This is a genomic window from Nocardioides sp. GXQ0305, assembly GCF_050880345.1.
Lineage (GTDB): Bacteria > Actinomycetota > Actinomycetes > Propionibacteriales > Nocardioidaceae > Nocardioides.
In genome coordinates this window covers 289774-305286 of sequence record NZ_JBNYXG010000001.1, presented here as the reverse complement: position 1 = coordinate 305286, position 15513 = coordinate 289774, and the positions used below count along the sequence as shown (strand labels likewise).

Annotated in this window: 17 protein-coding genes; 4 read left to right on the top strand and 13 right to left on the bottom strand. The window is 73.2% G+C overall.

Annotation, left to right across the window (positions count from 1 at the left end):
• Positions 1 to 82: 82 nt before the first annotated feature.
• A complete protein-coding gene (locus ACQ1X7_RS01515; RefSeq protein ID WP_432476376.1) occupies positions 83 to 322 on the bottom strand; it encodes a glutaredoxin family protein in 240 nt (79 codons plus the stop codon).
• The gene (locus ACQ1X7_RS01510; RefSeq protein WP_432476375.1) at positions 319 to 1917 is read right to left on the bottom strand and encodes a class I adenylate-forming enzyme family protein; all 1599 of its coding nucleotides are present in this window, start codon (positions 1915 to 1917) and stop codon (positions 319 to 321) included. The genes ACQ1X7_RS01515 and ACQ1X7_RS01510 overlap by 4 nt, the downstream gene beginning before the upstream one ends.
• A 79-nt stretch (positions 1918 to 1996) precedes the next feature.
• On the opposite strand from ACQ1X7_RS01510, the gene ACQ1X7_RS01505 reads away from it, so the two are divergent.
• The 3 genes from ACQ1X7_RS01505 (at position 1997) to ACQ1X7_RS01495 (ending at position 5206) form a co-directional block, all read left to right on the top strand.
• Entirely contained in the window at positions 1997 to 2875 is an 879-nt protein-coding gene (locus ACQ1X7_RS01505) for an HAD family hydrolase (protein WP_432476374.1), read from the top strand.
• Between the two features lie 152 nt (positions 2876 to 3027).
• Positions 3028 to 3870 carry a sigma-70 family RNA polymerase sigma factor gene (locus ACQ1X7_RS01500; protein ID WP_432476373.1) on the top strand — a complete coding sequence of 281 codons (843 nt, stop codon included), beginning with the start codon at positions 3028 to 3030 and terminating at the stop codon, positions 3868 to 3870.
• A 139-nt stretch (positions 3871 to 4009) separates the two neighbouring features.
• A complete protein-coding gene (locus tag ACQ1X7_RS01495; protein WP_432476372.1) occupies positions 4010 to 5206 on the top strand; it encodes a DUF5667 domain-containing protein in 1197 nt (398 codons plus the stop codon).
• Between the two features lie 11 nt (positions 5207 to 5217).
• On the opposite strand, the gene ACQ1X7_RS01490 is transcribed toward ACQ1X7_RS01495, so the two are convergent.
• The 5 genes from ACQ1X7_RS01490 to ACQ1X7_RS01470 form a co-directional block, all read right to left on the bottom strand.
• Positions 5218 to 6384: a lysophospholipid acyltransferase family protein gene (locus ACQ1X7_RS01490; RefSeq protein WP_432476371.1), complete on the bottom strand. Its 1167-nt coding sequence runs from the start codon at positions 6382 to 6384 to the stop codon at positions 5218 to 5220.
• Positions 6377 to 7435, bottom strand: coding sequence for an NAD-dependent epimerase/dehydratase family protein (locus tag ACQ1X7_RS01485; protein ID WP_432476370.1), 1059 nt, complete (start codon positions 7433 to 7435; stop codon positions 6377 to 6379). The genes ACQ1X7_RS01490 and ACQ1X7_RS01485 overlap by 8 nt, the downstream gene beginning before the upstream one ends.
• Before the next feature lie 23 nt (positions 7436 to 7458).
• Positions 7459 to 7560, bottom strand: coding sequence for a 30S ribosomal protein bS22 (locus tag ACQ1X7_RS01480; protein WP_008356322.1), 102 nt, complete (start codon positions 7558 to 7560; stop codon positions 7459 to 7461).
• Positions 7561 to 7693: 133 nt separating this feature from the next.
• Entirely contained in the window at positions 7694 to 7852 is a 159-nt protein-coding gene (locus tag ACQ1X7_RS01475) for a helix-turn-helix domain-containing protein (protein ID WP_425271682.1), read from the bottom strand.
• A gap of 233 nt (positions 7853 to 8085) precedes the next feature.
• Positions 8086 to 9270: an acetoin utilization protein AcuC gene (locus ACQ1X7_RS01470; RefSeq protein WP_432476369.1), complete on the bottom strand. Its 1185-nt coding sequence runs from the start codon at positions 9268 to 9270 to the stop codon at positions 8086 to 8088.
• Between the two features lie 203 nt (positions 9271 to 9473).
• On the opposite strand from ACQ1X7_RS01470, the gene trpS reads away from it, so the two are divergent.
• On the top strand, positions 9474 to 10421 hold the full coding sequence (gene trpS / locus ACQ1X7_RS01465) for a tryptophan--tRNA ligase (protein ID WP_432476368.1): 948 nt from the start codon (positions 9474 to 9476) through the stop codon (positions 10419 to 10421).
• A gap of 7 nt (positions 10422 to 10428) precedes the next feature.
• On the opposite strand, the gene ACQ1X7_RS01460 is transcribed toward trpS, so the two are convergent.
• The 6 genes from ACQ1X7_RS01460 to ACQ1X7_RS01435 form a co-directional block, all read right to left on the bottom strand.
• Positions 10429 to 11418 (bottom strand): hypothetical protein, encoded by a 990-nt coding sequence (locus ACQ1X7_RS01460; protein ID WP_432476367.1) that lies wholly within the window; start codon positions 11416 to 11418, stop codon positions 10429 to 10431.
• Positions 11411 to 11938: a SigE family RNA polymerase sigma factor gene (locus ACQ1X7_RS01455; protein ID WP_432476366.1), complete on the bottom strand. Its 528-nt coding sequence runs from the start codon at positions 11936 to 11938 to the stop codon at positions 11411 to 11413. Before ACQ1X7_RS01455 ends, ACQ1X7_RS01460 begins: the two co-directional genes overlap by 8 nt.
• A 113-nt stretch (positions 11939 to 12051) precedes the next feature.
• Positions 12052 to 12873, bottom strand: coding sequence for a pyrroline-5-carboxylate reductase (proC, locus tag ACQ1X7_RS01450; RefSeq protein ID WP_432476365.1), 822 nt, complete (start codon positions 12871 to 12873; stop codon positions 12052 to 12054).
• Positions 12874 to 12891: 18 nt separating this feature from the next.
• On the bottom strand, positions 12892 to 13827 hold the full coding sequence (locus ACQ1X7_RS01445) for a proline dehydrogenase family protein (RefSeq protein WP_432476364.1): 936 nt from the start codon (positions 13825 to 13827) through the stop codon (positions 12892 to 12894).
• 34 nt (positions 13828 to 13861) lie between these two features.
• Positions 13862 to 14623: an inositol monophosphatase family protein gene (locus ACQ1X7_RS01440; protein WP_432476363.1), complete on the bottom strand. Its 762-nt coding sequence runs from the start codon at positions 14621 to 14623 to the stop codon at positions 13862 to 13864.
• 125 nt (positions 14624 to 14748) lie between these two features.
• Positions 14749 to 15483 (bottom strand): ABC transporter permease, encoded by a 735-nt coding sequence (locus ACQ1X7_RS01435; RefSeq protein WP_432476362.1) that lies wholly within the window; start codon positions 15481 to 15483, stop codon positions 14749 to 14751.
• Positions 15484 to 15513 lie beyond the last annotated feature (30 nt).

Genomic DNA, 15513 nt, shown 5'->3' with positions numbered 1-15513 from the left:
GTAGGAGTTTGTGAACGAGGGAACAAATCGAGCGGAGGCCTCGGCTAGCACAGGTGAGGTTTCGCACACCCACCGGGGCAGGTCAGCCGCCCAGGGCCGATCTCAGCCGCCGCTCGTCCACCCGCCAGAAGTCGTGCTGCCGGCCGTCGACGAAGGTCACCGGCACCTCGTCGGTGAACCGCTCCCGCAGCCCCTCGTCGCCGTCGACGTCGACCTCGTCGAAGGTCTCGCCGAGGTCGTCGCAGACGCGCGCGACCACCTCCCGCGCGGCCTCGCACAGGTGGCAGCCCTGCCGGGTGTAGAGGGTGACCCGGGCGCTCATTCGAGAAGCCCCAGGACGCGGCGCCGCTCCAGCCCGCGCAGCCGACCCTTCTGCACCTTGCCGGTGACGGTGAGCGGCAGCTCGTCGACGACCTCGATCCGGCTCGGCTGCTTGAACCGGGCCAGCCGCTCGACGCACCGCTCGCGCACGGCGTCGGCGATCAGCGCAGGGTCGGCACCGGGCGCGCGGACGTACGCCACCACCGCCTCCCCCGTGAGCTCGTCGGGGACGCCGATGACCGCGACCTCGGCGACGCCGTCGACCTCGGCGAGGACCTCCTCGACCTCCACGGGGTAGACGTTGAACCCGGACACGACCACGAGCTCCTTGACCCGGTCGACCAGGAACAGGTCGCCGCTGTCGTCGAGGAAGCCGACGTCGCCGGTCGCCCACCAGCCGTCGGCGTCGGGGCCGCCGCTGCCGTCGGGCCAGTAGCCGCTGAACAGGTTCGGTCCGCGGACCTCGATCTCCCCGGCGTCCTCGACCTCGGGCGCCACCCCGCCGGTGTCGACCAGCCGGATCTCGATCCCCGGCAGGGCGGCCCCCACCGAGCCCGGCTGCAGCCGCTCCGAGCACAGGGTGCTGGTCACGACCGGGGCGGCCTCCGTCAGTCCGTACCCCTGGTGGAGCGGGATGCCGGTGCGGGCGGTGAAGTCGTCGATCGTGTCGGCGGCGAGCGGCGCGGAGCCCGACAGCACCAGGCGGACCGGGGCGAGCCGCTCCCGCAGTCGCGGCTCCTCGCGCCAGTGGGCGAACACGGCCGGGGCCAGCGGGAGCACGGTGCAACCCTCGTCCTCGACGAGGTCCAGGGTCTGCTGCGGGTCGAACCGCTCCGCGAGCACCAGCGTGCACCCGTGGCGGAGCACGCCACCGAGCACCGCGTTGAGCCCGTAGACGTGGAACAGCGGCAGCACGCCGAGGACCACGTCGTCGGCGTGCATCATCGGCGGCTCCACGGCCGCGACCTGCTCGAGGTTGGCGGACAGCGCCCGGTGGGTCAGCATCGCCGCCCGGGGCCGGCCCGAGGTGCCGCTGGTGTAGAGCAGCGCGGCCAGCTTGTCCGGGTCGGGCAGCGCGGGCACGGGCTGCGTGTCGTCGGCGCGCAGGTCGGCGAGACCCAGCTCGCCGGGCCCCGGCTCCTCGCCGACGACGACCACCCGGCCGGGCACCGAGCGCCGGACCAGGTCGTCGTCGAGCTCGGTCGAGTGGCCGGCGCGCGCCTGCGCCACCGTGTCCGTCGCCGCACGGACGGCGGGGAGCGTCGTCGCGTCGGCGACGGCCAGCCGGGCACCACTGTCGGCCAGCATCCGCGCCAGCTCGCCGGACGTGGAGGCCGGGTTGACCGGCACCGCGACCGCCTGGGCGCGGAGCACACCGAGGTACGTCGTCACGAGCTCGGGCCGGTTGCCGAGCGCGATCAGCACCCGCTGTCCGGCCACGACCCCGACGCGACCGAGTCCCGTGGCCAACCGGGCCACCTCGTCCTCCAGACCCGCCCAGGTCAGGCGCTCGCCCGCCGCCACCAGCGCTACGGCGTCGGGCCGTTCCGCGGCCGCGCTCGACACCAGCCGGGCGACGTCGGGCAGCTCAGGCATGGCCGCGATCCTCGCACACGCGCGGGGCTTGGAAGCAGGGAACCGACAGGCCGTGAGGGCGTCTCCTAGGATCCCTCCCATGACGCCCGACCGGCAGCGGCGCGCGCCCGACCTCCAGCAGCGCTCCGTCCTCGCGGGCGAGGCCGCCGCGGCGGCTGCCGAGGTCGAGACGGCCCTCTCCACCCCGGCCGACCAGTCCGCCGCGGCGTTCTTCGACGTCGACAACACCGTGATGCAGGGCGCCAGCATCTTCCACCTGGCGCGTGGCCTGCACCGCCGCCAGTTCTTCACGACCAAGGAGATCCTCGGCGCGGCGTGGAAGCAGGCCTACTTCCGGGTGGTCGGCGTCGAGGACCCCCAGCACGTCGCCGACGCGCGCAACTCGGCCCTCGGGTTCATCGCCGGGCACACGGTCGCCGAGCTCGAGGAGCTCGGCGAGGCGATCTTCGACGAGGCCATGGCCCACCGGATCTGGCCCGGCACCCGGGCGCTGGCGCAGCTCCACCTCGACCAGGGCCAGCGGGTGTGGCTGGTCACGGCGGCGCCCGTCGAGATCGCGCAGATCATCGCCAGGCGGCTCGGCCTCACCGGCGCCATGGGGACGGTCGCCGAGCACGTCGACGGCGTCTACACCGGCCGGCTCGTCGGCGACCTGCTGCACGGCGCGGGCAAGGGTGAGGCGATCAAGGCCCTCGCCGCCCGGGAGGGCCTCGACCTCACCCGCTGCTCGGCGTACTCCGACTCCTGGAACGACCTGCCGATGCTCTCCCTGGTCGGCGATCCGTGCGCGATCAACCCCGACCACAAGCTGCGGAGCCACGCCCGGGCGCACGGCTGGCGGATCCGGGACTACCGGACCGGGCGCAAGGCTGCCCGGACCGGGCTGGTCGTCGGCGCCGCGGCCGGTGCGGTGACCGGTGCGGTCGCGGCGGGGGTCGCCCTGCGCCGGAGGCGCTGATCGGGCACCGCGCCGGAGGCGCTGATCGGGCACCGCGCCGGAGGCGCTGATCGGGCACCGCGCCGGAGGCGCTGACGCCTGTTGTGGCCCGTTTGTGGTCTGGGCCACCTTTTGTTACCGAAGGGTTCCCCCTGCGTTGCGGCTTCCCTAGCATGAAGATGGCTCAGGGGGAGAGCCGATCGGGAGGGGTCGTCATCGACTGGAGCTGGGCTCGGAGGGACCGTGCGCGTGGGCTGGACGCCCTGCGCGCCGCTGTCGCGTCCGTGCTCATCGAGCAGGCCCGGCCGGCCGTGGCTGGGGCGACCGTGCCGTCGTCGTCCACCAGCCCCGGCTCCGTGGGCGGGTGGCTGCTCAGCGAGGCCGCGGTGTCCTCCGGTCCGGGTCGCGGGAGCGGGGGGTACGACGACTCCGACCTGGCCGCCTCCTCCGAGGAGGACGAGGCCGATCGCAGCCGGCTGATCGCGCTCGTCGACCTCGCGCGCACCGGCGACAAGGAGGCCTTCGGGCTCCTCTACGACCACTACCAGGGGGCGGTCTACCGGTTCCTCTTCTACCGGACCCGCTCCACCCAGCTCGCCGAGGACCTCACGTCCGAGACGTTCTTCCGCGCCCTGCGGTCGATGAACGGCTTCCGGTGGCAGGGCAAGGACTTCGGCGCGTGGCTGATGACCATCGCCCGCAACCTGTGCACCGACCACTTCAAGGCAGGACGCACCCGCCTCGAGGTCACGACCGAGGACATGGGCGCCCACGACGACAGCACCGAGGGTCCCGAGAACGCGGTGCTGGCGTCGCTCACCAACGAGGCGCTGATGGAGGCCCTGACCCGGCTCCCGGACGAGCAGCGCGACTGCCTGGTGATGCGGTTCCTGCAGGGCATGAGCATCGCCGAGACCGCGGCCGTGCTCGAGCGGTCCGACGGGGCCGTGAAGCAGCTCCAGCTCCGCGGCGTGCGCAACCTCGCCAAGCTGCTCCCCGAGGGGGTGCGAGGCTGATGCGACTCTCCCCCGACTTCCCCGGTGCCACGCGGAACCAGCCCGTAACCTCCCCCGTCGACGGGTCGTTGGGTCGGGTGTCGCAGGGTGAGCCGCCCGTGACGCCCGTGCAGCCGAGCGAAGAGACAGGATCCCGCCGATGACGTCGGTGTTCGCGTCACGACGACGCGCCGAGGAGTTCCACTCCTTGGTCGAGACCCCCACCGGCGGGGCGCCTCGTGACGACCACCTCCAGGAGTTCCTCGCGATCGTCGAGTCGCTCCGCGCCGTTCCCGACGCCGAGCCGCGCCCGGAGTTCGTGACCTCGCTCCGCGACGAGCTGATGACGGCGGCCGACACCCTGCTGGTGCCCGCAGGCGACGACCGGCTGACCCTGCCGGCCCGCAACCCGCGCCGCGACCGGCGGATCGCCGTCGCCATCGGCGGCATCGCGCTGGTCGGGGCCGGCACCTCGATGGCGGTCGCCGCCCAGAGCGCCCTTCCCGGCGAGATGCTCTACCCGCTCAAGCGGGCGATCGAGGACGCCGAGACCGGTGTCGCCTCCAGCCCCGACGCCCAGGGGCGCACGCTGCTCGACAGCGCGACCAGCCGGCTGAGCGAGGTCGAGGAGCTCGGTCGCGAGGGCGACCTGGCCGACCAGGAGGTCGCCGTCTCGTCCAACTTCGTCGACTTCGGCACCCACGCGGACCAGGCAGCCGGGATCATCCTCGACGAGTACGCCGAGACCGGTGACCGCGACCTGGTCCGCGACCTGCGCGACTTCACCGGGGACAGCATGGCCACGCTGCTGTCCCTCGAGGACCAGGTCCCGGCCTCGGCTCGCGACGAGCTGCTCGCCGCGGTCGAGGTGGTCAGCGAGATCGACGCCCGTGCCCGGCAGGCCTGCCCCAGCTGTGGTGGTGCCGGGGTCGACCAGATCCCGCCCGTGCTGCTCTCGTCGGCCACCTCCGAGGCTCCGGTCGTGGTGATCCCGGGCGCCACGGTCGAGGCCGGGGAGTCCGGAGGTGAGGGCCGGGACGGGCGGCGTGGGGACGACGGCGACGGACGAACGGGCGACGGGTCCCTCACCGGCTCGCTCCTGGGCTCGGACGACGGCTCCGGTGACGGGTCAGCCGGGTCCGGCGACGGCACCACCAACCCGCTGGACGACCTGACCGACGGCCTGACCGGCGACGGCCCGACGGCGTCCAACGGCGGCGCGGGCGACACGGTCAAGGACACCGTGAAGGGCGTGAAGGGTGCGGTCAAGGGCACCAAGGACACCCTCGACGACACCACCCAGCAGCTCGAGGACACCGTCGACGAGCTCGGCGACTCGCTGCTCGGCGGCAACTGAGCCGCGGCGGCTCACTCCGGCCGCGGGCGCCCCCGGAACACCGACTCCCGCTGCATCAGCAGCCGGTAGAGCGTCTGCTGGATCGTCTCCCGCACCTGGTCGGTGACGTTGAAGACCAGCATCGGGTCGTCGGCGGCACCGGCCTCGTATTCGTCGGTGCGGATCGGCTCACCGAGCTCGAGCAGCCACTTCGACGGCAGGGGCACCAGCCCGAGCGGGCCCAGCCAAGGGAAGAACGGCGTGATCGGCACGTACGGCGCCCCCAGCAGCCGGGCGAGCGCCGGGACGTTGCCGATGAGCGGGTAGATCTCCTCGGCGCCGACCACGGCCAACGGCACGATCGGCACGCCGGTGCGGAGGGCGGCGGAGACGAAGCCCCCGCGGCCGAAGCGCTGCAGCTTGTAGCGCTCCGAGTAGGGCTTGCCGATCCCCTTGAACCCCTCCGGCCAGACGCCGACGAGCTCGCCGCCGGCGAGCATCCGCTCGGCGTCCTCCTGGCAGGCGAGGGTCGCCCCGCTGCGCCGGGCGAGCGACCCCACGACCGGCAGCTCGAAGACCAGGTCGGCGCCGAGCGGCCGCAGGTGGCGGCCGGTGGCGTCGTGGACGGTGAGCATGGTCATCAGCCCGTCCATCGGGACCGTGCCCGAGTGGTTGGACACCACGAGTGCGCCACCCTCGTCGGGGATGTTGTCGGCGCCGCGCAGCTCGATCCGGAACCACCGCTGGGCGATCGGGCGCAGCGCGGTCATCAGGAACCGCTCGGTGACCTCGGGGTCGAAGCCGTAGTCGTCGACGACGTAGTCACCGGTGATCCGGCGCCGCAGGAAGGCCAGGAAGCGCGCCAGCTGGGGCTCCCAGTCGTCGCCGAAGAGCTCGCGGGCGGCGTGCTGGAAGGCAGCCAGCCACTCGGTGGTGGACACGCCGCCGAGCGGCGACCGCTCACGCGTGGTCGCGGGGGCTGCCGGCGGTTCGGCGGCGGGCTCCGGCGGCGGGGCGGCCGACCCGTCGCCCGGGCCGGGCTCCGGGGGGCGCTCGTCCTGGTCCTGGTCCTGGTCCGGGGCGGGTCGGGGCCGGGCACCCGGTGCCAGCCCCCGCGCGGCGGAGGACGGGCGGTCGGTGCCGCTGCCGCGGCCGGGGCGGCCGCGGGTGCCGATGGGGATGATCTCGGCGTCACCCACGGTCTGCTCCCGTCGGCTCCAGGGCGGCGGGCCGGCTCTCCACCAGCCGGGTGGCCCGGTCGATGAGCCGCACCGTGTGCCCACCCGTGGGGGTCAACGAGGACGCAAAGTCGGCGAACGCCTCGGCGGTGGTGTAGCGCGGGTGGAACCCGAGCACCTCGCGCATCCGGGTGGTGTCGACGCCGCGACCGAAGGTCAGCAGGCCCAGCTGCTCGGGCGAGAACTCCGCGACCCGGGCCTGTCGGAGCACCGAGCCGAGGTTGCCGACGGCGCCTGCGGGGAGCGGCACCCGGGGACGCTGCAGCCGGCGTACGGCCTGGGACAGCATCACGATCCCGTCGCCTGCGACGTTGAACGTCCCGTGGGGCCCCCGGAGCGTGGCGTGGCGCACCACGCCCAGCAGGTCGTCCTCGTGGAGGAACTGCAGGCGAGGGTCGTGCCCGACCACGGTCGGCAGGACCGGGAGCCGGAAGTAGGAGGTGATCGGGCTCTGGACCCGCGGACCGATCACGTTGGCGCAGCGCAGCTGGGTGACCGTGACGTCGGGACGGCGGCGGGCGAAGCCGCGGACGTAGCCCTCGATCTCGGCGACGTCCTTCGCGTAGCCGGACCGCGGCTGCCGGCGGGGCTCCATGTCCTCGGTGAACATGGCGGGATCACGGCTGCTGGCGCCGTAGACGGTGGTGGTGGACTTGACCACGAGCCGCTGCAACCGGGGCGCGCTCTGGGCGGCGGCCAGGAGCTGCATCGTCCCGATGACGTTGAGCTCCTTCATCGTGGCGCGGCTGCCGGCCGACCCGGGGGTCGAGATGACGCTCATGTGGACGACGGTGTCGACGTCCTCCTTGGCGATCACCTTGGCGATGACCGGGTTGCGGATGTCGGCGCGGACGAAGGAGACCTCGCCCAGGTCGCCGCGGGGCGGCACCACGTCGACCCCGATCACCCGTGCCACGCCCGGGGTCGCGGCGAGCGTGCGGGCGCAGCGCTGACCGAGGTCGCGGGAGACCCCCGTGACCAGGACGGTGCTGCCGTGATCGGGGTGGCCCATGGGTGCCGTGGGTGGCGCCGGGCCTACTTGCCGAGCTTGCGGCGCTGGACGCGCGTCTTCTTGAGCAGCTTGCGGTGCTTCTTCTTCGCCATGCGCTTGCGCCGCTTCTTGATGACAGAACCCACAGGTAGACCTTTCACGTGCTGACGTCCCGCCGACGGGCGGGGGAGGTTGTCAGCCTATCGGCCTGACCCGAGGTCGCTGAAACCGCGCCCACCGTGGGAAACACCCGGGCGGTGGGCGCCCGGCCAGCCGGTGTCAGCCTGCGCTGTAGAAGCTCTTGCGGAGGTACTCGTCGACGTCGTCCTCGGTGACCCGGAACGAGCGACCGACCCGGACCGCCGGCAGCTCGCCGCTGTGCACGAGCCGGTAGACGGTCATCTTCGAGACGCGCATCATCGCCGCGACCTCAGCCACGGTCAGGAACTTGGGGTCCGCGTGGTCCCCGGATGTGTTCACCATCGTGCACCGGCTTTCTTGGGCGGCACGCCATCGGCTTCCCCGCCGATGCGCACAACGTGCTCGCTGCTTGGGAAGGATAGGGCCTGTGTGATGGATGGGGAAGCAATTCACCAATGAAACTGATGTGATCCGGCGTGTCGACTTGCCGGTTCGCCGGTCGCGACCCTCGATCGGAGCGTCCGCGGAGCTCAGGGCAGGGGGTCCAGCCCGTGGTACGGGAACACCTCGGCGCGGGTCGCGTTGATCGCGCGGTCGAGCCACGTCTCCGGGTCGAAGCCCTCCGACCAGTCGCGGTACGCCGGCGTACGTCCGTCGGTGAGCCGGGTGGGCGGCGTCGCCCCGAGGGCCGTGCGGACGTGCTCACGCCACGCCTCGGGCGTGGGTGTGCCCGGGTCCAGCGGCTCGCCCCCCACGATCGCGAGCAGGTGGGTCCAGGCCCGCGGGACGACGTCGACGAGGGAGTAGCCACCGCCCCCGGTGGCCACCCAGCGCCCGTCGCACACCTCGTGGGCCAGGTCGTGCAGGGCGAGGTAGCCGGCGCGCTGGCCGTCGACGGTCAGCATCAGGTGGGCCAGCGGGTCCTCGATGTGGGAGTCGCAGCCGTGCTGGGTGACCAGGACGTCGGGGCCCCACTCGCGCAGCAGCGGCGGCACCACGGCGTGGAAGGCCCGGAGCCACCCGGCGTCGGAGGTGCCCGGGGGAAGCGCGACGTTGACGGCCGACCCCTTCGCGTCCGGTCCGCCGGAGTCCTGGGGGAAGCCGGTCCCCGGGAACAGCATCTGGCCGGTCTCGTGGAGCGACACGGTGAGCACCCGCGGGTCGTCCCAGAAGATCCGCTCGACGCCGTCGCCGTGGTGGACGTCGACGTCGACGTACGCGACCTTGGTGGCGCCCTGGTCGAGCAGGTGCCGGATCCCCACCGCGACGTCGTTGTAGACGCAGAACCCGCTGACCCGGGTGGGCATGCCGTGGTGCAGGCCGCCGGCGATGTTCGCGCTGTGGAGGCTCTCGCCGCGCCACACCCGGTCGCAGGCGGCGATCGTCGCGCCCACCACCCGGGCCGTGGCGGCGTGCATGTCGCGGAACACGGGGTTGTCGTCGCTGCCGAGGCCGTGGCGCTCGTCGTGGTGACCGTCGGTGCCGGCCCGGACCACCGCGTCGACCAGCTCCTGGTCGTGGACGGTGAGCAGCTGCTCGTCGGTCGCGGCGGGCGCGCCGACGACCTGCAACCGGCCGTCGAGGAGGCCGAGCGCCTCGGCGAGCCGGAAGGTCAGGTCGACGCGGACCGGCGACATGGGGTGTCCGGGACCGAAGTCGTAGCCGGTGAGGCTGGGGTCGAAGACCGCCGTCGCCGGCCCGGGGCACTGCACCATGCGGTCACGCTACCGCCGTGCGCTGCCGGGACGACGTCGCCCGGCGGTGTGCCAGACTGGGCTCGTGCCGACGCCGACTCCGTCCTGCTGGTGGCCCGCCTGACGGCGGATCCCTGCTCGAGCACACCCTCTTCGACCACGGCCGCCTCCGGGCGGCCGTTCTCGTGCGCCCGTCGGCCGCCCCTCCCACCAGGAGCGCACCGATGACCACCCTCTCCCTGCTCACCCCGTCGGGCCGGCTCACCCTCGGCAACCTGCTCGGCGCGCTGCGCCCGATGGCCGAGCGACAGCACGACGCGTACTACGGGATCTCGGACCTGCACGCGATGACCACCCCGCACGAGCCGTCCCGGCTCCGGGACCGCACCCGGGAGATGGCGACCCTGCTGCTGGCGGCAGGACTGGACCGCAGCACGCTCTTCCGCCAGAGCGACGTGCCGGCCCACACCGGACTCGCCCACCTTCTCGAGTGCACCGCCCGCACCGGCGAGCTGAACCGGATGGTCCAGTACAAGGAGAAGGGCCGTGGTCGTGACGCGACCCGGGTGTCGCTCTTCACCTATCCCGTGCTGATGGCCGCCGACATCCTGCTCTACCGCCCCGGCGAGGTGCCCGTCGGCGACGACCAGCGGCAGCACGTCGAGCTCACCCGTGACCTGGCGATCCGCTTCAACCGGAACTACGGCGAGGTGTTCACGGTGCCCCGGATCGTGACGCCGGCCGCCGGGGCCCGGGTGATGGACCTGGCCGACCCGACCCGCAAGATGAGCAAGTCGGTCGAGGGGGCTGGGTCGGTGCTGCTGCTCGACCCGCCCGACGTCGTACGTCGCAAGGTGGCGCGGGCGGTGACCGACTCCGACACCGGCCCGGACGCGGTCCGGGCCGACCGGGCGGCCAAGCCGGGCGTCACCAACCTGCTCGACGTGCTGGTCGCCTGCGGCGGCTCGGCCGACGGCCTCTCGACCTACGGCGGCCTCAAGGCCGCGGTCACCGACGCGGTGGTCGCGGTGCTGGAGCCGCTGCAGGTCCGCTACGCCGAGCTCGCGGCCGACCCGACGTACGTCTCCTCGGTCTACGACGCCGGCGCCGAGCGCTGCCGCGAGGTCACCGCGCCAGTCCTGGCCGCCGCCCGGTCGGCGGTGGGGTTGTAGGCCCTGGTCAGCAGAACTCCGTGCCCGGCAGCCCGAGCCGGCGGAGGTACCGCAGCGGACCTTCGGCGTCGGGAACGGTGACCTCCAACCGGACCGCGTCGCCGGCGGGGGTGACCGTGTCGATGGAGGAGAAGGCGTCGGGGACCTCGAGGGTGTCGACCCCGACGGCACCGGGCGCGACCCCTTCGGGCGGGGTGAGCAGGGCCGAGCCCCGCGAGGTGGAGGAGAGCGAGACCGCCTCTGCGGCACAGCTCGCGTTGAGGTCGATCGAGTACCCGACTGCTCCGCCGAGGTCGACCAGCCGGGCCGCGACAGGACCAGGCTCCGAGGAGCTCCCCGGGTCGGGGAGGTCGCCGCGGTCGTGGGCGATCAGGACCAGTGCCTGTCCGGCCTCGTCGGTGATCCTGACGTAGTTGCCGAGCGAGGCGGTGACCTCCGAGACGCGCGGTCCCGGCACCATGATGTCGCCCCGGGTCACCCACCCGGCCTGGAGGAGCCGGTCGACGATCTCGTCAGGTCGCCGATCGACCAGGTAGGCGTTGGTGGACCCGTTCCCGGCGTAGGTGACCAGGTGCGGGATCAGCAGCCGCCCGAAGGGACCACGCTGGACCTTGATGAACGAGGCGATCAGGTAGCCGAACAGGGGGCGGTCTCCGGGCCGGACGTAGTCCAACCCGGGCCGGCCGGTGAATCCGACGACGTCCACGACGTTCACCTGGTTGCTGTCCGGCGGCAGCAGGGCGAGCAACCGTTCGCGCCGCTCCTGACCGGAGCTCTGGCCGAGGCTGTCGACGACGCCTGCGTCACGCTCGTCCCCGACGACCTGGAGCGCCGCGACGCCGACGGTCACCGCCACGGCCATCGCCACAGCACCGGCCACCCCCCGCCGCCGCCGCGCGCGACGCACCGGGACGGTCGCGTCGCCGGGCCCGGCGGCGCGGGCGACGTCGCGTGCGAGCTCGTCGAAGCGGTCCTGGAGGTCGAAGGTCTCAGGCACGGCTGCGCTCCTCGTCGGTTCCGGAGGGTGTGGGCTCCCTGTCCTCGGGGCCGAGCACCGCGGCGAGGGCCGCCCGGCCGCGGGAGAGCCGGGCCTTGAGGGTGCCTTCGGGGCAGCCCTCGAGCCGCGCGACCTCGGCGACCGGCAGCCCGACCAGGTGGTGCAGGACCAGCGCGCGCCGCTGGGCCTCCGGCAGCTGCTGCAGGGCGCGCGCCAGCAGCACCGAGCTCTCGTCAGGAGGGTCGACCGGCTCGGGCGGGCGCTGACGGAGCAGGTGCCGGACCGCGGTGCGGGACCTGCGCCACCGGCTGATCGCCTGCCGGGTGGCGACCTGGCGCACCCAGGCCCCCGCGTCGTCGTAGGTGCGCAGCTTCGTCCACCGGGGCCAGGCACGCGCGTACGCGTCCTGGGCGGCGTCCTCCGCAGCCGTCAGGTCACCGGTCACGGCGTACGCGCAGGACACCGTCCTGCCCCAGGTGGCCGAGTAGAACTCGGTGAAGTCCTGCCGGTCGGAGGGCATTCGTCGTCCTCTCGGAGGTCATGGGCTCACGTCGGTCGCGACTCTGCGTCGCCTTCATGACCCAGACACGCGCGACACGCGGACGAGGTTGCGTGCGCGCCGGAAGGAGTGGTTCAGGAGCCCTCGGCGAGTGCGCGCGACCGGTCGCGGGCGGCCTCGATGGCCGCGAGGAACGCAGCCCGCACCTTGTGGATCTCGAGCTCGCGCAGCGCGGCGGCGGTGGTGCCGCCGGGCGAGGTGACCTGCTCGCGCAGGACGACGGGGTGCGACCCGGTCTCGCGGATCATCGCGGCCGACCCGACGACGGTCTGCAGCACCAGCTCGTGGGCCGTCGCGCGCGGGAGGCCGAGGTGGACGCCGGCCTCGATCATCGACTCGACGACGAAGTAGATGTAGGCCGGACCCGACCCCGAGATCGCGGTGACGGCGTCCTGTTGGCGCTCGGGGACCCGCACCACCTTGCCGACCGAGCTCATCAGCGCCTCGGCCTCCGCGAGGTGCTCGTCGTCGCAGAACCGGCCCGGCGAGATCGCGGCCATCCCCTCGTCGACCAGGGCCGGGGTGTTGGGCATCACCCGGACGACGGCGACGCCCTCCGGCACCCGTGACTCGATGAACGACGTCGTGATGCCGGCCGCGAGCGAGACCAGGAGCTGGCCGGCGCGCAGCTCGGGGCCGATCTCGGTGAGCAGGTCACCCATGTCCTGCGGCTTGACGACCACGGCGACGGTGTCGGCCTTGCGGGCGGCGTCGATGTTGGACACCACGGCGACGCCGTACCGCTCCTCGAGCTCGCGCGCGCGGTCGGGCCGCTTCTCGCCCACCAGCAGGTCGTCGACCCGCCGGCCGGCGCGGACCAGCCCGGAGAGCAGGGTCTCCCCCATCACCCCGGCGCCCAGGATGGCGGTCTGGCGCTCCTCGGTCCTCGTCGACACTGGGCTCGCCTCCCCTTCCTAGCTCTTCGACACCAGCGACTTCAGGAAGAATGACAGGTTGGCCGGCCGCTCAGCGAGACGTCTCATGAGGTAGCCGTACCACTCGGTCCCGTAGGGCAGGTAGACCCGCACCGTCTCGCCCGACTCGGCCAGCCGCTGCTGCTCCAGCGGGCGGATGCCGTAGAGCATCTGGAACTCGTAGGTCCCGCGCTGCCGGCCGTACCGGCTCGCCAGGGTGCCCGCGATCTGGATCATCCGGGGGTCGTGGGTCGCGATCATCGGGTAGCCCTGCCCGGCCAGCAGCACCTTGAGGCACCGCACGTAGGACCGGTCGATGTCGGTGCGGTCCTGGAAGGCCACCTCCTCGGGCTCGAGGTAGGCGCCCTTGCACAGCCGCACCCGCGACCCCTCGTGGGCGAGCGCCCGGCAGTCGGCCTCGGTCCGGTGGAGGGCCGACTGCAGCACCGCGCCGGTCTCGGGGAAGTCCTGCCGCAGCTCGCGCAGGATCGCCAGCGTCGAGTCGGTGGTGGTGTGGTCCTCCATGTCGAGGGTGACCGTGGTGCCGGCGTTGCGGGCGGCCCGGCAGACGGTGCGGGCGTTCTCGAGCGCGATCTTGTGGCCGTTGCTCGGGAGCGCCTGGCCCACCGCCGACAGCTTCACCGACACCTCGGCCCGGCGGGACAGGCCGCGTCGGGCCAGCTCCCCCAGCAGCTCGACGTACGCCGCCACGGTGGCGTCGGCGTGCTCGGCGTCGACGGTGTCCTCGCCGAGAAAGTCGAGGGTGACCTGCAGCCCGTCGTCGACCAGCGCGGCGCTGGCGTCGACCGCGGACGCCGTGGTCTCGCCGGGCACGTAGCTGTGCACGATCCCGGACGAGACCGGCATGGTGCTGACGAGCTCCTTGACGTGCCGGCTGCGCGCGAGGAGGAGGAGCGGTTGGCGGAGCAGGGGCATGCGGCCAAGGCTACGACGACCACCGGCCTCGTGGTCAGTCGCCGGCGAGCAGGCCCAGCAGGTCGAGGTGGGTGGCCGCGTCCGCCGCCGCCAGCAGGCCGCGGCCGGACGTCACGTCGCCGCCGTCGAGGTCGGTGACGACGCAGCCCGCGCCCCGGCACAGGGCGAGGCCGGCGGCGTAGTGGACGCTGTCGCTCACGTCCTCCTCCGCGACGTAGGCGGCGAACCGGCCGACCGCCACCCAGGCCAGGCCGAGCGACGTCGAGACCACCCGCGGGGCGTAGCGCTCCTGGAAGCCGGGGGCCCCGACCAGCGCCCACGACCGCGCGGCGCCCACCCCCACGTCGACCTCCACCAGCCGGTTGGCCGGGTCGGGTGCGAGCTCGAGGTCCGGGCTGCCGTCGCGCCACGCCCGGTCGCCGTCGGTCACGAACACCGCATCGCCGGTCGGCTCGGCGACGGCGGCGACCCGCACCCGGTCACCCTCGCGCAGGGCGACGTTGACCGCGAACAGCGGAGTGCCGGCGGCGTAGTTGAGGGTGCCGCAGATCGGGTCGACCAGCCAGGTGCGCTCCGCGGTCCCGTCGGCGCCGTACTCCTCCCCGGTGACGGCGTCGTGGGGCCGCTGCTCCCGCAGCACCTCGCGCACCGCCCGCTCGGAGGCCAGGTCGGCGTCGGTGGCGAAGTCGATGCCGCCCTTGCCGTGGCGCACCAGCGGCGTGCGCCACGACGAGGCGGCGACAGCGGCGCCGGCCCGGGCAGCCGCGACGGCGACCTCGGTGTCGCTCTTGGTCATTCGCCGAGGCTAGCCGGGCACGACGCAGGAGTGCCCGGCGTGGGGAGGCGGGTTGAGCAAGCCCGCGACCGAGCCTGCGAGGTCGCGACGGCGCGTCGAAACACAGGGGCTATCGACCGGCCCGCTCAGGCCGTACGCCGGCGGAGGGTGGCCGCGCCGAGCACCAGCGCGCCCAGCACGAACGCCATGACGATCCCCAGGTCGCCCCAGACCGCGGGGTCGGTCGACGCGGTGAGCTCCTGCATCGCGTCGACGGCGTAGGACAGCGGCAGCACGTCGCTGATCGCCTCGAGCACGTCGGGGAGCGACTCGCGGGGCACGAACAGCCCGCACAGCAGGATCTGCGGCAGCACGATCGCCGGCATGAACTGCACGGCCTGGAACTCGGTCTGCGCGAAGGCGCTGACGAACAGCCCGAGCGTGGAGCCGAGCAGGGCGTCGCCGACCGCGACCACGGTCAGCAGCCACACCGGTCCCTGGACGTCGAGCCCCAGCAGGCCGACGCACACGGCGACCGCGATGCCGCTCTGGAGCGCGGCGACCAGGCCGAAGGCGAGCGCGTAGCCGAGCAGGAAGTCGAGCTTGCCCATCGGCATGCTGAGCAGCCGTTCCAGGGTGCCGCTGCTGCGCTCGCGCAGCGTGGTGACGCTGGTGACGAGGAACATGATGATGAACGGGAAGAGCGCGAGCAGCGCGGGCCCGAACGCGTCGAAGAAGTCGCCGGGCATCTCCTCGAACATCCACCACAGCAGGGTGAGCAGCAGCGCCGGCACCACGAGCAGCATGCCCATCGTGCGGTGGTCGCGCCGCAGCTGGTTGAGGACCCGGACGGTCACGGCGAGGGTGATGCGGGGACTCATTTTCGGGGTCCCTTCTCGAGACAGACGTGC

What these genes read in the sequence shown, in the direction of transcription:
- ACQ1X7_RS01495 (WP_432476372.1), top strand. Translation starts at nt 4,010, where the DNA reads ATGACGTCGGTGTTCGCGTCACGACGACGCGCCGAGGAGTTCCACTCC.
- ACQ1X7_RS01500 (WP_432476373.1), top strand. Translation starts at nt 3,028, where the DNA reads ATGAAGATGGCTCAGGGGGAGAGCCGATCGGGAGGGGTCGTCATCGAC.
- ACQ1X7_RS01515 (WP_432476376.1), bottom strand. Translation starts at nt 322, where the DNA reads ATGAGCGCCCGGGTCACCCTCTACACCCGGCAGGGCTGCCACCTGTGC.
- ACQ1X7_RS01485 (WP_432476370.1), bottom strand. Translation starts at nt 7,435, where the DNA reads ATGGGCCACCCCGATCACGGCAGCACCGTCCTGGTCACGGGGGTCTCC.
- ACQ1X7_RS01445 (WP_432476364.1), bottom strand. Translation starts at nt 13,827, where the DNA reads ATGCCCCTGCTCCGCCAACCGCTCCTCCTCCTCGCGCGCAGCCGGCAC.
- ACQ1X7_RS01505 (WP_432476374.1), top strand. Translation starts at nt 1,997, where the DNA reads ATGACGCCCGACCGGCAGCGGCGCGCGCCCGACCTCCAGCAGCGCTCC.
- ACQ1X7_RS01435 (WP_432476362.1), bottom strand. Translation starts at nt 15,483, where the DNA reads ATGAGTCCCCGCATCACCCTCGCCGTGACCGTCCGGGTCCTCAACCAG.
- ACQ1X7_RS01510 (WP_432476375.1), bottom strand. Translation starts at nt 1,917, where the DNA reads ATGCCTGAGCTGCCCGACGTCGCCCGGCTGGTGTCGAGCGCGGCCGCG.
- trpS (WP_432476368.1), top strand. Translation starts at nt 9,474, where the DNA reads ATGACCACCCTCTCCCTGCTCACCCCGTCGGGCCGGCTCACCCTCGGC.
- ACQ1X7_RS01440 (WP_432476363.1), bottom strand. Translation starts at nt 14,623, where the DNA reads ATGACCAAGAGCGACACCGAGGTCGCCGTCGCGGCTGCCCGGGCCGGC.
- ACQ1X7_RS01470 (WP_432476369.1), bottom strand. Translation starts at nt 9,270, where the DNA reads ATGGTGCAGTGCCCCGGGCCGGCGACGGCGGTCTTCGACCCCAGCCTC.
- ACQ1X7_RS01455 (WP_432476366.1), bottom strand. Translation starts at nt 11,938, where the DNA reads ATGCCCTCCGACCGGCAGGACTTCACCGAGTTCTACTCGGCCACCTGG.